We start from the raw sequence: 15,229 nt of genomic DNA, 5'->3' as shown, positions 1-15,229 counted from the left end.
CTGCCCGCTCCGGGCCATCGACTGGCTTGCACCCATGAACCTGTCCGCACCCTTCATCGCTCGCCCGGTCGCGACCATGCTGCTGAGCCTGGCGATCCTGCTGTTGGGAGGAGTCAGCTTCGGCCTATTGCCGGTGTCGCCGCTGCCGAACATGGACTTCCCCGTCATCACGGTGCAAGCGAGCTTGCCAGGGGCGAGCCCGGAAATCATGGCGTCCAGCGTGGCAACGCCGCTGGAGCGCTCGTTGGGCAGCATCGCCGGCGTCAGCCAGATGAGCAGTCGCAGTAGCCAGGGCTCGACGCGGATCATCATCCAGTTCGATCTCGACCGCGACATCAACGGTGCCGCCAGAGACGTGCAGGCAGCCATCAACGCGTCGCGCAATCTGTTGCCCAGCGGCATGCGCAGCATGCCGACCTACCGCAAGATAAACCCGGCGCAGGCGCCGATCATGGTGCTTTCGCTGACCTCCGAGGTGTTGGATAAGGGGCAGCTCTACGACATCGGTTCGACTGTTCTGGCGCAGAAGCTTTCCCAGGTGCCCGGTGTCGGGGAGGTACAGGTCGGCGGCAGCTCCTTGCCGGCCGTGCGCGTCGAACTGCAGCCGCAACAACTGGAGCAATACGGTGTTTCCCTCGATGAGGTGCGCCAGACCATCGCCTCGGCCAACGTGCGCCGCCCCAAAGGCATGGTCGAAGACGATCATCGTCACTGGCAGGTACAGGCCAACGATCAACTGCACGAAGCCGCAGATTACCTGCCACTGATCATTCGCTATCAGGATGGCGCTGCGCTGCGCCTGAGCGACATCGCCAAGGTCAGGGATGGGGTCGAAGATCGCTACAACGACGGGTTCTTCAACAACGAGCGTGCGGTGCTGCTGGTGATCAACCGCCAGGCTGGCGCGAACATCATCGAAACCATCGAGGGCATCCGCAACGAGCTTCCTGCTCTCCAGGCGATCGTGCCTGGCAGTGTGAACATGGCTGTGGCGATGGATCGCTCGCCCGTCATCCGTGCAACGCTGCACGAGGCTGAGCGGACCCTGCTGATTGCGGTGGGGCTGGTCATACTGCTGGTATTCCTGTTCCTCGGCCGGCTGCGTACAGCGCTGATACCGGCGCTTGCGGTACCGGTTTCGCTGGTTGGCACCTTTGCCGTGATGTATCTGTTCGGCTTCTCGCTCAATGTGCTGTCGCTGATGGCTCTGATCCTCGCCGCCGGGCTGGTGGTGGATGACGCGATCGTGGTGCTGGAGAACATTGCACGGCACATCGATGACGGCGTCCCACCGATGCGTGCCGCCTACATCGGGACCCGTGAGGTTGGCTTTACCCTGCTGTCGATGAACCTGTCACTGGTGGTGGTGTTCGTCTCGATCCTGTTCATGGGCGGTATCGTCGAGCGGCTGTTCCGCGAGTTCTCCATCACCCTGGCGGCTGCCATCCTCGTCTCGCTGTTGGTATCGCTGACCTTGACGCCAATGCTTTGCGCCCGTTGGCTCAAGCCTCACCAGCCCGAGCACGATGGCCGCCTGCATCGCTGGAGCCACGACGCCCACCAATGGCTGTTGCGCCACTACGACAGGACCTTGGGGTGGGCGCTGCGTCATCATCGCATCACGTTATTCACGCTGCTGGCGACGATCGGCCTCAATATTTTCCTTTATATCGAGGTGCCGAAAACCTTCCTCCCGCAACAGGACACCGGCCAACTGACCGGCTTCATCCGCGGCGACGATGGGCTGTCGTTCCAGGTCATGCAGCCGAAAATGGAAACCTACCGTAAGGCGGTGCTGGCCGATCCGGCGGTGGAAAGTGTGGCCGGCTTTATCGGCGGCCAGGGTGGCATCAACAATGCCTTCATGATCGTCCGGCTCAAGCCGCTGGCCGAGCGCAAGATATCCGCGCAGAAGGTGATCGAGCGCATTCGCAAGAATCAGCCAAAGGTGCCCGGCGGCCGCATGTTCCTCATGGCCGATCAGGATCTGCAGTTCGGTGGCGGCCGGCAGAGCAGCTCGGCCTATTCCTACAACCTGCTGGCCAGCGACCTGGCCGACCTGCGCACCTGGGTACCGCAGGTGACCCGAGCGCTGATGGCCTTGCCGGAGCTCACCAGCATCGACGCCAACGAAGGCGAGGGCGCGCAGCAGATCAGCCTGAAGATCGATCGCGACGCGGCCAAGCGACTGGGCATCGACATGAGCACGGTGACCACGTTGCTCAACAACGCTTTCAGCCAGCGGCAGATCTCCACCATCTACGAATCGCTCAATCAGTATCAGGTGGTGATGGAGATCGACCCGAGCTACGCCCAACATCCCGAAGTGCTGGAACAGATCCAGGTGATCACCAGCGATGGCCGGCGCGTACCGCTGGCCGCCTTCGCCCGCTACGAGCGAAGCCTGGAAGAGGACCGCGTCAGCCATGATGGGCAGTTCGCCGCCGAAAACATTGATTTCGATCTGGCGCCTGGCGTCAGTCTGGATCAGGCGACGCGGGCCATCGAACGGGCTGTCGCAGCCATCGGCATGCCCAGCGAGGTGCAGGGGCGCTTAGGTGGCACCGGCGATGTATTCAAGTCCACTCAGGAAGGCCAGCCGCTGATGATCCTCGGTGCCTTGCTGCTGGTTTACATCGTGCTTGGGATTCTCTACGAAAGTTACATTCATCCGCTGACTATCCTGTCGACGCTGCCTTCGGCCGGTGTCGGGGCATTGCTGGCTATCATCCTGACACGCGAAGAGTTCAGCCTGATCTCTCTGCTGGGCCTGTTCCTGCTGATCGGCGTAGTGAAGAAGAACGCGATTCTGATGATTGATCTCGCGTTGCAGTTCGAACGGAACGACGGGCTTTCGCCGGCGGAATCGATTCGCCGGGCCTGCTTGCTGCGCTTCCGACCGATCCTGATGACCACCATGGCCGCCATCCTCGGCGCGCTGCCTCTGCTGATGGGCGGTGCCGAAGGTTCCGAAATGCGCCAGCCGCTGGGGCTGGCCATCATCGGCGGTCTGATGCTCAGCCAGATTCTCACGCTCTACACCACGCCGGTGGTCTACCTGTACCTGGACCGCGCACGTCATCGTTTCAACCGCTGGCGCGGTGTACGCACCGACGCCGCACTGGAAAATCCGCTATGAATTCGTTGCGTTTGAAACACCCCATGCGGCCGCTGGCTGTCGTCGTCATGGCAGTCTCGTTGGGCGCCTGCACCCTGGGCCCCGATTATCAACGCCCAGAACTGCCAATCGCCACGGAATTCAAGCAGGCGGAAGGCTGGAAGGCGGCTACACCGACTGATGCGTTGCAGAGAGGCGATTGGTGGGCGCTCTACGGCGATACCGAGCTGAACGCATTGGTCGCTCGGTTGAACGTCTCCAACCAGAATCTGGCGGCAGCTGAGGCGCAGTATCGACAGGCTCGGGCGCTGGTGCGCGGCGCGCGTTCGCAACTGTTTCCGGTTGTGGGGGCTAGTGGTGGCGTAACGCGCAGCGGGCAGAACCGTTCAACCAGCGATACGCCAGGCGTCACCAGCAGCGGCGTGAGCGACAACTATCAAGTAGGGCTCGATGCATCCTGGGAGCTCGATATATGGGGCCGGTTACGGCGCAATCTGGAAGCCAATCGCGCCAACATGCAAGCGAGCGCGGCGGATCTGGCGGCGGTCCGCTTGAGTCTGCAATCTGAGTTGGTCCAGACCTATCTGCAGCTGCGCGTAATGGACGAACAACAGCGGTTGTTAGATCAGACGGTCGAGGCGTTCGCCCGCTCGCTGCGCCTGACGGAAAATCAGTATCAGGCCGGTATCGTGCCGAGATCGGACGTCAGCCAGGCGCTGACCCAATTGAAAAGCACCCAGGCCCAGGCAATCGACCTGCGCTGGCAGCGTGCGCAGATGGAGCATGCCATCGCCGTGCTGATCGGTGTGCCGCCCTCGGAGTTGGATATCGCGGAGCGCAGGGATATTCCACGGCTGCCCGAGGTGCCATTGGCGTTGCCGTCGCAGTTATTGGAGCGTCGACCTGATGTCGCGTCTGCCGAGCGTCAGGTGATGGCTGCCAACGCGCAGATCGGCGTGGCCGAAGCGGCCTGGTACCCGGACCTGACGCTGAGCGCCAGCGGCGGCTATCGCGACAGCAGTTTCAGTAATCTGATCAGCCTACCCAACCGCTTCTGGTCACTAGGGCCTCAGCTGGCGGTCACGCTGCTGGATTTCGGCGGCCGCCGTGCCGACCTCGAAGCAGCCGAAGCCAGCTATGACCAGACGGTGGCTACCTACAGGCAGACGGTTCTCGACAGTTTTCGCGAAGTCGAAGACAACCTCGTGCAGCTGCGTGTCCTGGCCGAGGAGGCGGTCGTACAGCGTGAAGCGCTGGAAGCGGCCCAGGAATCGCTACGCCTGATCCAGAACCAGTACCGTGCCGGCACCGTGGATTACCTTAGCGTGGCGACGGTGCAAACCACTGCACTGAACAACGAGCGCACCAATCTGGCGTTGCTGGGCGATCGTCTGACGGCCAGCGTGCAGCTGATCGCCGCGCTGGGTGGCGGCTGGGATATTGAGCAGCTCGAGCGGGAGCCGGGCCTGCGATAGGCGAGGCTTTCCAGAGCACAAAAAAACAACCAGGTCTAAGCCTGGTTTTTTGTTTCGATCGATCAGTGACGCTGCTTGCGGTTTACCGTTTGCGCCGCCTTGATAATGTCGGCGCCGATTACCGGCTCGAACTCTTGCCATACCGGTCGCATGGCTTCACGCCAGGCTTCACGTTCGGCAGCGGTAAGCTCGATGATCTCCGAGGTGCCGGCCTGACGGATGCGCTCACGATGAGCCTGATTGGCTTCCTCCGCGGCGCGGTTCACCTCGTAGGTGACCTCGTCGATGATGCCTTCGAGCTCGGTACGAATGCGGTGCGGAATACCGAACCAGAAACGCGTGTTGCTCACCAGCATGTAATCGAGCACGCCATGATTGCTCTCGGTGATGTAGGGCTGCACGGTATGCATCTTCTTGCTGTAGATGTTCGACCAGGGGTTTTCCGCGCCCTGGACGGTGCCGTTCTGCAGCGATGCGAAGACATCAGCGAAGGCGATCTTTTTGGTGGGAGCGCCGACCTGGGCGAACTGCGATTCCAGTACCGCAGAGGGCTGGATGCGGAACGCCAGTCCCTGCGCGTCATCTGGGAGGCGTAGCGCCTTGGTTGCCGACAACTGCTTCATGCCGTTGTGCCAGTAGGCCAGGCCGGTGATGTTCTCCTTCTCCATCGAGCGCAACAACTGACGCCCCTTGGCGCGCTTCTGGAAGCGGTTGACCGCCTCGAGGTCGTCGAACAGGAAAGGCAGGTCGAACACCTGCACCTGCTTGGTGTACTTCTCGAACTTGGCCAGCGATGGTGCCAGCAGCTGGACGTCGTTGTTGCTCAGCGCCTCTAGTTCGTTGGCGTCACCGTACAGCGTGGAGTTGGGGTAAACCTCGACCGTTACCTGGCCTGGCAGGCGTTCTTCGACCAGTCGCTTGAACAGTAGGGCGCCTTTGCCCTTGGGCGTGTCTTCAGCGACGACATGGGAGAATTTGATGACGATCGGCTCGGCCTCGACGGCGGTCGCGGCCAGCGCCAGCATGAGACCGGCAAGGGTGATGATCGGCTTGATCATGAAAAGGCTCTTTATTTTTGGTTGGTTGGCATGGCATCCGGAACCGGATGCGATTGAGCTTCGACGGGACGTTATGCCAAAGAAGCCGGCCTAGCTAAAGCGCTTTCTCATAAAATTCATGATCCGATGAGCGGGACTGGGCATAGATCACAATTTGTCGGCGTCTACCAGCCGCGCTGGGCCGCCAGTAGCGGCGCAGCGCATTCGCGGATCAACTGCTTGCGAGCTGCCAACCACCCCCCAGCGCCTTGTACAAAGCGACGATGCCACGGTAAAGCTCCACTTCAGCCTGGGCTTGAGCGTCCTCGGCAGCGAGGCGTTCACGCTCGGCATCGAGCAGTACCAAGAAATCCACGGTGCCTTCTCTATAGCGGATCTCAGCTTGTTGTGCGGCGGCCCGGCTGGCACTGGACTGACGCAACAATGACAGCAACCGCTCCTGGGCGTGGGCATAGTCGCTGAAGGCGTTTTCCGACTCCTCCAGCGCAAGCAGCACCTGCTGTTCGTAGTTCGCCAGCGCACCGTCCGCATCGGCTTCGGCCCCACGCAACCTGGCCCGTACGCTGCCCATATCGAACGCCGCCCAGCTGATGCTCGGCGCGACGCCCCAGGCTTGTGCGGCGCTGGAGCCAATCTGGGAGCCGCGCCCGGCAATGAAGCCGAGGAAGCCGGACAGACTGACCCGCGGAAACAGATCCGCCGTTGCCACGCCGACATTGGCGGTCGCGGCGGCCAGCTGCCGTTCAGCGGCCAGTATGTCCGGGCGCCGACGTAGCAATTTGCCGGGATCACCGATCGGCAATGCCTTGGCGATCGCCGGTAGCGCACGAGGCGACAGGTCTACGCTGAGCTGATCCGGGCGTTGGCCGAGGAGGGTGGCGATACGGTTGCGGGCACGGGCCTGTGCCGCTTGCAGTTGCGGCAAGCTGGCCTCGGTAGCCGCCAGCCGAGCATCTGCGCGCAGTACGTCCAGCTCGCTGCCCATACCAGCGTCACGCAGTTGTTCGGTCAGCTGGTGCGAATCGCGTTGGTTTTCGAGATTCTCCCGGGCAATGCGCTCGCGCAGCTGTGCACCGCGGAGCTGGCCGTAGGCATCCACCAGTTCGGCGATCAGACTTACCTGTAACTGGTAGAGCTCGGCTTCTGCCGCCTCGCTCTGGGCCTCGCTGGACTCGATTCGGCGCTGAATGCGGCCAAACAGATCCAGCTCCCATGCCATGTCCAGGCCCAGGTCATAACGCTCGATATTGCTGCGCTCCTCGCTGAACCCCGGTTGCTGTGCCTCGCCATATTCGGCGGTGGCACCGGCGGTCACGGTGGGGAAACGATCGTTGGCCGCATCGTCGCGGATCGACCGTGCCGCACGCAGTCTGGCGAAGGCAATACGCAGCTCACGGTTTTCCGACAATGCCTCGCCGACCAATGCGTCCAGTGTCGGGTCTTCGAACTGGCGCCACCAGGCGGATTCGAAGCGCGAGCGGTCGAAGCCCGCCGCCGTGGCCCGCTCGATGTTCGCGGGTGCCGTATCGGGCGCTCGGTAGTCAGGGCCGACCGCACAGGCGGTCAAGGCAATGGTCGCGACAAACAATAATGGGATCGAGATGACAGCCTTCATGCATGGGCCTCCTTCAGTACCGCTTTTTTCTCCTCGCGCTTCTCGACGAAAGCGCGGATCACCAGATAGAACACCGGCGTCAGCAGCAGGCCGAAGAAGGTCACGCCGAGCATGCCGCTGAACACCGCAACCCCCATGGCGTGGCGCATCTCCGCGCCGGCTCCGCTGGATAGCACCAGCGGCACCACGCCCATGATGAACGCGAAGCTGGTCATCAGGATGGGGCGCAGACGCAGGCGGCAAGCCTCGAGTATCGCGGATAGACGATCCATGCCTTCTTCCTGCTTGTCCTTGGCGAACTCGACGATGAGGATGGCGTTCTTGCACGCCAGGCCAACCAGTACGATAAGGCCGATCTGGGTGAACACGTTGTTGTCGCCGCCGGACAGAATCACGCCGGTGATGGCCGACAGCAGGGTCATCGGCACGATCAGGATTACCGCCAGCGGCAAGCTCCAGCTCTCGTACTGCGCCGCCAGCACCAGGAAGGCCAGCAGCACGCAGAGCGGGAAGACGAACATCGCGGTGTTGCCGGCGAGGATTTGCTGGTAGGTCAGCTCGGTCCATTCGAAGCTCATGCCGTTCGGCAATTCTGCTTTCAGCAGGCGCTCCATGGCTGCCTCGGCCTGGCCGGAGCTGTAACCGGGGGCCGCCGCTCCATTGATTTCGGCGGTGAGAAAGCCGTTGTAATGCATCACGCGATCCGGTCCGGCGCTATCGCTGACCTCGACGAAGGTCGACAGAGGGACCATCTCGCCACGGTTATTGCGCACCTTTAGCTGCCCGATCTGCTCAGGCGACAGACGAAACCTCTGCTCGGCCTGGACGTTGACCTGATACGTGCGGCCAAAGCGGTTGAAGTCGTTGGCATACAGCGAGCCGAGGTAGACCTGCATGGTGTCGAAGATCTGATCGATCGGCACACCGTGGGTTTTGGCCTTTTCCCGGTCGATGTCGGCATCGACTTGCGGCACGTTGACCTGATAGCTGGTAAACAGTCCGGCCAGCTCTGGATAGTCGGCGCTCTTGGCGATGACGTTCTGCACCTGCGTGTAGAGCTCCTCATAGCCGAGGTTGCCGCGATCCTGCACCTGTACGCGGAAGCCGCCAATTGTGCCCAGCCCCTGAACCGGAGGCGGCGGGAAAATCGCAATGAAGGCGTCCTGGATTTGCGCGAATTGGCCGTTCAACTCAGCCGCAATGGCATTGGCCGACAACGACGGGTCCTTGCGCTCGTCGAACGGCTTGAGCGGAGTGAAGACGATGCCGCTGTTGGGGCTGTTGGTGAAACCGTTAATGGACAAACCAGGGAAAGCCACGGTGTTTTCTACGCCGGGGTGTTCGCTGGCGATCTGCGACATGCGCTTGATCACGTCCTCGGTACGATCCAGGGTTGCCGCATCCGGCAATTGCGCGAAGGCCACCAGGTACTGCTTGTCTTGCGGCGGCACGAAACCGGTCGGCGTGCTGGCAAAGCCCATGTAACCCAGCGCTACCAGGCCGACATAGACGACCAACGCAACGCTGCTACCGCGCAGGATACGTTTGACCGCGCCGACGTAGCCGTGGCTAGCGCGATCGAACACGCGGTTGAACGGCGCGAACAGCCAGCCACCGAACAGCTTGTCCAGCAGACGCGAGAAGCCATCCTTTGGAGCATCATGGCTTCGCAGTAGGGCGGCGGCCAGTGCGGGCGAAAGAGTCAACGAGTTGAACGCAGAGATCACGGTGGAAATCGCGATGGTCAACGCGAACTGCTGATAGAACTGCCCGGTGAGGCCGGAAATGAACGCAGTTGGAATGAACACCGCGCAGAGCACCAGGGCGGTGGCGATGATCGGGCCGGTCACTTCCTTCATCGCCTGCTTGGTCGCTTCCACCGGCGACTTGCCCAAGCCGATGTTGCGCTCGACGTTTTCCACCACGACGATGGCGTCATCCACCACGATACCGATTGCCAGCACCAGGCCGAACAGCGACAGCGCATTGAGCGAGAAGCCGAGCATGTGCATCACGGCGAAGGTGCCGATCAACGATACCGGTACAGCCGCCAGCGGAATGATCGAGGCGCGCCAGGTCTGCAGGAACAGGATCACCACCAACACCACCAGCACGATTGCTTCGAGCAGGGTGTGCACCACCGCCTCGATGGAGCCGCGCACGAAGATGGTCGGGTCGTAGACGATTTCATAGTCAACGCCCTCGGGGAAATCTTGCTTCAGCTCGGCCATGCGTGCACGGACTGAGTCGGAAATCTCGATGGCGTTGGAGCCGGGGCGCTGGAAGACTGGAATGGCGACGGCAGGCTGATTGTTCAGCAACGAACGCAGCGCGTACTGGCTGGAGCCCAGCTCGATACGCGCGATGTCGCGCAGTCGCGTGATCGAGCCATCTTCGCCGGCGCGAATGATGATGTTCTCGAACTCTTCTTCGGTGACCAGCCGACCTTGAGTATTGATCGATAGCTGAAAATCCGTCGCACCCGGAGCGGGCGGCGCACCGAGCGAACCAGCGGCTACCTGACGGTTCTGTTCGCGGATCGCGTTGACCACGTCGGAAGCAGTGAGATTGCGCGAGGCGACCTTGTTCGGGTCGAGCCAGACGCGCAGCGAGTAGTCACCCATGCCGAACAGCTGGACATCGCCAATGCCGTCCAGGCGTGCCAACTCGTCCTTGACGTTGAGCGCGGCGTAGTTCGACAGATACAGCATGTCGTAGCGCTCATCCGGCGAGGTCAGGTGCACCACCATGGTCAGATCCGGAGACGCCTTGTCCACCGTCACGCCGAGGCGCTGTACTTCGGTGGGCAGCGTCGGCATGGTGCGGGTTACGCGGTTCTGCACCTGCACCTGTGCATTGTCTAGGTCCGTGCCGAGGGCGAAGGTGACGGTCAGGGTCAGCTTGCCGTCAGCAGTCGCCTGTGACGACATATAGAGCATCCCTTCGACGCCCGTGATCGCCTGTTCCAGCGGTGAAGCGACCGTTTCGCCGATGACCTTAGGGTTGGCGCCGGGAAAGTTGGCCCGTACCACGACCGTGGGCGGTACCACCTCGGGGTATTCGCTGATCGGCAGCTGGAACAGCGAAATGGCGCCGCCGATGAGGATCACCAGGGACAACACCGCGGCAAAGATCGGCCGCAGGATGAAGAATTGAGAGAAATTCATGACGCACTCCGGGGGAAAGGGCGCGCATGACGCACCCTGGCGGAATTGGTTTTTCTAGGTGCGCACCGAGGCGCGCGATCGGCTGCTGCTAACGCTGGGCTCAGCTGCTTGGGCGACGCGCCACGTTGCGGTCAACGACCTGCCGTTCGAAAGCGGCGGTGATCGCACGGTGCTGTTCCTTCAGTGCGGCCAGGGTGTCCGCGTCAGCCATCGGCACGTTCTGTGGCGCGACCGTTGCACCTGGACGCACCCGCTGCAGGCCGTTAACGACGATGGTTTCGCCTTCTCCGAGTCCGCTGCGGACGATGCGCAATCCTTCCAGCTTCGGGCCCAGCTCGACGGAGCGGTAGCTGACCTTGCCGTCATCGCCGAGGACCAGCACGAACTTCTTGCCCAGATCGGTCCCCACCGCAACGTCCTTGATCAGCACCGCCTCGTATGTAGCGCTGCCGACCAGCTTCAACCGTGCGTAGAGACCGGGGGTGAAGCGTCCGTCATGGTTGTCGAACACGGCGCGGCCGCGAATGGTGCCGGTACGCGGATCGACCTGGTTGTCTATGAAATCCATGTGTCCGAGATGGGGATGACCGTCCTCGCTGGATAGGCCGAGGTAGACGGGCGTCGTCTCGCCACGATTGCCGTTGCGGGCCAGCTCGCGGTATTTCAGGTAGGTGCGCTCGTCCGCTTCGAAATAGGCGTAGACCTTATCGGTGGATACCAGAGTGGTCAGCAATGCTTCGCCTGCGTTGACCAGGTTGCCGGCGGTGATCAACGCACGTCCGGCTCGGCCATCGATGGGCGCGGTAACCCGGGTGAAGCTCAGATCCAGCTTGGCGGCATCCAGTTGCGCCTGGATGGCAGCGACAGCAGACTTCGCTTCGCTGGCGGCACTAACGCGCGCATCGGCGAGTTCGGCGGAAATGGCATTGTTGGCGCGAAGCCGCTCCCCCCGTTGGGCCTCGCTGGCGGTGCGGCGCTCGGTGGCTCGGGCTTGTTGCAGTTCGGCTTGCAGGCGTTTCACCTGTGCCTCGAACGGGCGCGGGTCGATCTGGAACAGCAGATCGCCTTTCTTCACCAAGGCACCTTCCTCGAAGGCGACCTTGTCGATGAATCCGGATACCCGCGGGCGAATCTCGACCGACTCCGGCGCCTCCAGACGCCCGGTGAGCTCGTCCCATTCGGTGACCTGCTGTTCGATGACTTCGGCGACGCTGACCGCTGGCGCCGGCATTGCCGCTTCGGTCGCCTCAGGCGCCTGCCCGCACGCGCCGACGAGGGCGGCGGCAATCGCAACCAATGGGTAACGCAAGGCTTTGAGTGAACGTTCCATGCTTGACTCCGCAACTCGGGTTTTATCGATGGCGGGAGTGTGCAGGCTGACCTCACGATGCAGAAATCGAACGGCGCGAATATGAATATCACCCGCGGTGATGTTGCAGGACATTTCATCAAGGATGAGCAGGGTGAGCAGGTGCTACTGCGCGGCCGAGTTTGGGTATCGGCTTTGGTGGGCTAAAGCCCACCCTACAGACATAAAGCAGGCGATTTGTAGGCTGGGCTTTGCCCACCGCGTCATGACTCGGCTTTTGTAGGGTGGGCTTCAGCCCACCACGGGCGGCGCCTTGGTTAGGCGTTATCAGAGGCTGTCGGGATCACCGACGAACATCTGAATGCGAGAGCGCAGCCAACGCTCTGCGGGGTCGTTGTCCTGAGCGCCACGCCAAGCCATGGAAAGTTCGAAGTCCTGACTCGTCTCGAATGGCAGCGGTTCGGCACGCACGCCACCATTGGCAGCTAACGCCGCCGCTGCGTAGTCTGGCAAAGTCGCTACCAGGTCGGTGCCCGCGAGCAGGCTTGCCAGGCCGTTGAACTGCGGCACCGCCAGCACGACCTTGCGCTTGCAGCCGTGCAGCGCCAGCTCTTCATCGATGTAGCCGTTCAGGTCGCCAGCGAAGGAAACCATGGCATGCGGGCGAGAGCAGTAGTCGTCCATGCTCATCCGTCCGGGAATACTGTCCGCACGCAGCAGCATGGGCTTCGGCCGGCGCAACACCTTGCGTTTGGCATTGGCCGGTAGCTCCTGGGTATAGCAGACGCCCACCGATATCTCGCCGGACGCCAACAGGCCCGGCATCAATAGGTAATTGGCGCGCCGTACCACCAGTACCACGCCCGGTGCCTCGGCCCGCATGCGCCGGAGCAACTGGGGCAGCAAGGCGAACTCGACCTCATCGGTCAGGCCTATGCGGAACACCAGCTCACTGGTGGCCGGGTCGAAAGTCGAGGCACGGCTGACCGCCGTGGAAATCGAATCCAGGGCGGGGGAGAGCAGACCGGCGATTTCTTGGGCGCGGGCAGTCGGCTCCATGCTGCGGCCCGTACGCACGAACAGCGGGTCGTCGAACAGTGTGCGCAGGCGCGCCAACGCAGCACTGATCGCCGGCTGGCCGAGAAACAGCTTCTCCGCCGCTCGCGTCACGCTGCGCTCGTGCATCAACGTTTCGAAGACAATCAGCAGGTTCAGATCCACACGGCGAAGGTCGTTGCGATTCATGCCATTCACTTCAAGCTGTGGTCAGACAGAGATGCGGCTGACCTTCAGGGTTGCGTCTGCATTCTAGACACATCCGCGTGAAGCCGGCGTGTCCATTTCCGCTTTGCAAATACACAAACCTGCACGGCGTGCGACTTTACATACAGCCGATCATCATTCCCACGCATGGCGACTATCGAACGGAATGCAGGCTTCGCGACTGGAGTTGTGTCGGCGGTGCAGATAGAGTCACTAATACAGTAGTAAGCGAGGGGTCTTTCAATGTCCCGCATCATCCGTTTCCATCAGTTCGGCCCTGCCGAAGTTCTGCGCTACGAGCAGCAGGACGTGCCACGACCGGGCCCCGGCGAAGTGCTCATTGGCGTCCGCGCTATCGGAATCAGCTGGAACGACGTGCTGTGGCGGCAGGATCTCGCACCGCAGCATGCGCGACTTCCGTCGGGGCTTGGCTGCGAAGTCGCCGGCGAAGTGCTGGCGGTGGGCGATGAGGTGGATGGTTTCTCCATGGGCGACCGAGTGGCGAGCTTTCCGGCACATGACCTCAACCAGTATCCGCTATACGGCGAGCATGTGCTGCTGCCGCACACTTCGCTCGTCCACTATCCGGACATGCTCAGTCCGGTCGAGGCCGCCATTCACTACACGCCAGCCCTGGTGGCGTACTTTGCGTTGGTTGAGTTGGCGCAGCTGGAGCCTGGCCAATACGTATTGGTGACCGAGGCGCGTCATTGCACCGGCCCGACTGCTGTGCAGCTGGCAAAGGCCTTGGGAGCGCGCGTGATTGCCACGTGCGATACCGCTGAAGACCGTGATTTTCTACGCGAGCTGGGCGCCGAAACGGTGATCGTCACCGAAGAGGAAGATCTCGTCGGGCGGCTGCAAAAGATTACTGGCGGCGCCGGCGTTGAGGTAGTGCTGGATGGTTGCGGCGGCTCGCAAATGAAGCTGCTGGGCGATGTCATCGCGCCGCGTGGCAAGTTGATTCTCTACGGACTTAATGGCGGCAACGAGACGGCCTTTCCAGCCTGTGCGGCCTTCAAGAAAAACTTCAAATTTTTCCTGCACTGCCTGTGCGATTTCACCGGCCAGCCCGAACTGGGCATTGAGCAGAATCGCGAGGCCGTCAAGCGCGCGCTGCTGCACATCAACCAGTTGACCGCGGACCGACTCATCACGCCCCAGGTCGATAAGGTGTTCGGCTTTAGTGACGTCGTAGAGGCGCATCAATACGTCGAAAGCGGCGTAGCACGTGGGCGAGTCACGCTTCGCCTCGATTGAAACGGGGCCCGCTGGCAGGGCCCTCTCATCGCTTCACAGAAACTTTTCCCCAGCCGTTCAAGTCCTCCGAAGACAGGTTATTCACCTTGACGGAGATATTGGCATGGCCGACGAAAACCAGACTCTACCGCCTCAGCAGCAACCCGAACCTGGCAAGGAAGGCTTAATGAACCCCCGTCCCGAGTTCAAGGGCGATGATTACAAAGCCGCCGGCAAACTACAGGGCAAGGTCGCCATCATCACTGGTGGCGACAGTGGTATCGGGCGTTCGGTCGCGGTGCTTTACGCTCGCGAGGGTGCCGACGTGGCGATCCTGTATCTGGACCAGCACCAGGACGCGGATGAAACCCGCCGGGTGGTTGAAGGCCATGGTCGCCAATGCCTGACCTTTGCTGGCGATGTGGCCGATCGTGAGGTGTGCCGCAAGGTCATTGACGAGACGCTGGCCAAGTTCGGCAGGCTCGACATCCTGGTCAATAACGCCGCTGAGCAGCACCCGCAGAAAAGCTTGGAAGACATCAGCGAGGAGCAGTGGGAGAAAACCTTCCGCACCAACATCTTCGGCATGTTCCAGATGACCAAGGCTGCGCTGCCGCATCTCAAGGAGGGCGCCTCGATCATCAATACCACGTCGGTGACGGCCTACAAGGGAAGCCCGCAACTGCTGGATTATTCGTCCACCAAGGGCGCCATTACCGCCTTTACCCGATCGCTATCGATGAATCTGGCCGAGCGCGGCATTCGCGTAAACGGTGTGGCGCCGGGGCCGATCTGGACACCGCTGATTCCGTCCACCTTCGATGCCGATAAGGTTGCCGAATTCGGTGCCAACGTGCCGCTCAAGCGTCCTGGCCAGCCGGATGAAGTGGCGCCGGCGTACGTCTACTTGGCCAGCAGCGATTCGTCCTACGTGAGCGGTCAGATCATCCATGTGAACGGCGGTACAGTGGTCAACGGCTGACCG

9 protein-coding genes are annotated in these 15,229 nt (G+C 61.8%); 4 read left to right on the top strand and 5 right to left on the bottom strand.

The window, feature by feature from the left end; genetic code table 11:
• Positions 1 to 34: 34 nt before the first annotated feature.
• Together DQ405_RS07740 and DQ405_RS07735 are read left to right on the top strand one after the other, a co-directional pair.
• Positions 35 to 3,139, top strand: a complete 3,105-nt coding sequence (locus DQ405_RS07740; protein ID WP_168423657.1) for an efflux RND transporter permease subunit — start codon at positions 35 to 37, stop codon at positions 3,137 to 3,139.
• Positions 3,136 to 4,593: an efflux transporter outer membrane subunit gene (locus tag DQ405_RS07735; protein WP_168423656.1), complete on the top strand. Its 1,458-nt coding sequence runs from the start codon at positions 3,136 to 3,138 to the stop codon at positions 4,591 to 4,593. The genes DQ405_RS07740 and DQ405_RS07735 overlap by 4 nt, the downstream gene beginning before the upstream one ends.
• 62 nt (positions 4,594 to 4,655) lie before the next feature.
• On the opposite strand, the gene DQ405_RS07730 is transcribed toward DQ405_RS07735, so the two are convergent.
• From DQ405_RS07730 to DQ405_RS07710, 5 genes are all read right to left on the bottom strand, one after another.
• The gene (locus tag DQ405_RS07730) at positions 4,656 to 5,648 is read right to left on the bottom strand and encodes a DctP family TRAP transporter solute-binding subunit (protein ID WP_168423822.1); all 993 of its coding nucleotides are present in this window, start codon (positions 5,646 to 5,648) and stop codon (positions 4,656 to 4,658) included.
• A gap of 214 nt (positions 5,649 to 5,862) precedes the next feature.
• A complete protein-coding gene (locus tag DQ405_RS07725; protein ID WP_168423655.1) occupies positions 5,863 to 7,266 on the bottom strand; it encodes an efflux transporter outer membrane subunit in 1,404 nt (467 codons plus the stop codon).
• Positions 7,263 to 10,433 (bottom strand): efflux RND transporter permease subunit, encoded by a 3,171-nt coding sequence (locus DQ405_RS07720; RefSeq protein WP_168423654.1) that lies wholly within the window; start codon positions 10,431 to 10,433, stop codon positions 7,263 to 7,265. Before DQ405_RS07720 ends, DQ405_RS07725 begins: the two co-directional genes overlap by 4 nt.
• A gap of 100 nt (positions 10,434 to 10,533) precedes the next feature.
• A complete protein-coding gene (mexE, locus tag DQ405_RS07715) occupies positions 10,534 to 11,763 on the bottom strand; it encodes a multidrug efflux RND transporter periplasmic adaptor subunit MexE (RefSeq protein WP_168423653.1) in 1,230 nt (409 codons plus the stop codon).
• 306 nt (positions 11,764 to 12,069) lie between these two features.
• Positions 12,070 to 12,987 carry a LysR family transcriptional regulator gene (locus DQ405_RS07710; protein WP_168423652.1) on the bottom strand — a complete coding sequence of 306 codons (918 nt, stop codon included), beginning with the start codon at positions 12,985 to 12,987 and terminating at the stop codon, positions 12,070 to 12,072.
• 261 nt (positions 12,988 to 13,248) lie between these two features.
• Between DQ405_RS07710 and DQ405_RS07705 the strand changes: the two genes are divergently transcribed.
• Both DQ405_RS07705 and DQ405_RS07700 read left to right on the top strand, forming a co-directional pair.
• Entirely contained in the window at positions 13,249 to 14,265 is a 1,017-nt protein-coding gene (locus tag DQ405_RS07705) for a zinc-dependent alcohol dehydrogenase family protein (RefSeq protein WP_168423651.1), read from the top strand.
• Positions 14,266 to 14,368: 103 nt separating this feature from the next.
• Entirely contained in the window at positions 14,369 to 15,226 is an 858-nt protein-coding gene (locus tag DQ405_RS07700; protein WP_168423650.1) for an SDR family oxidoreductase, read from the top strand.
• The last annotated feature ends 3 nt before the right edge of the window (positions 15,227 to 15,229 follow it).

Source organism: Pseudomonas sp. SST3, assembly GCF_003325755.1.
This window is presented reverse-complemented; position numbering and strand designations above follow the sequence as displayed.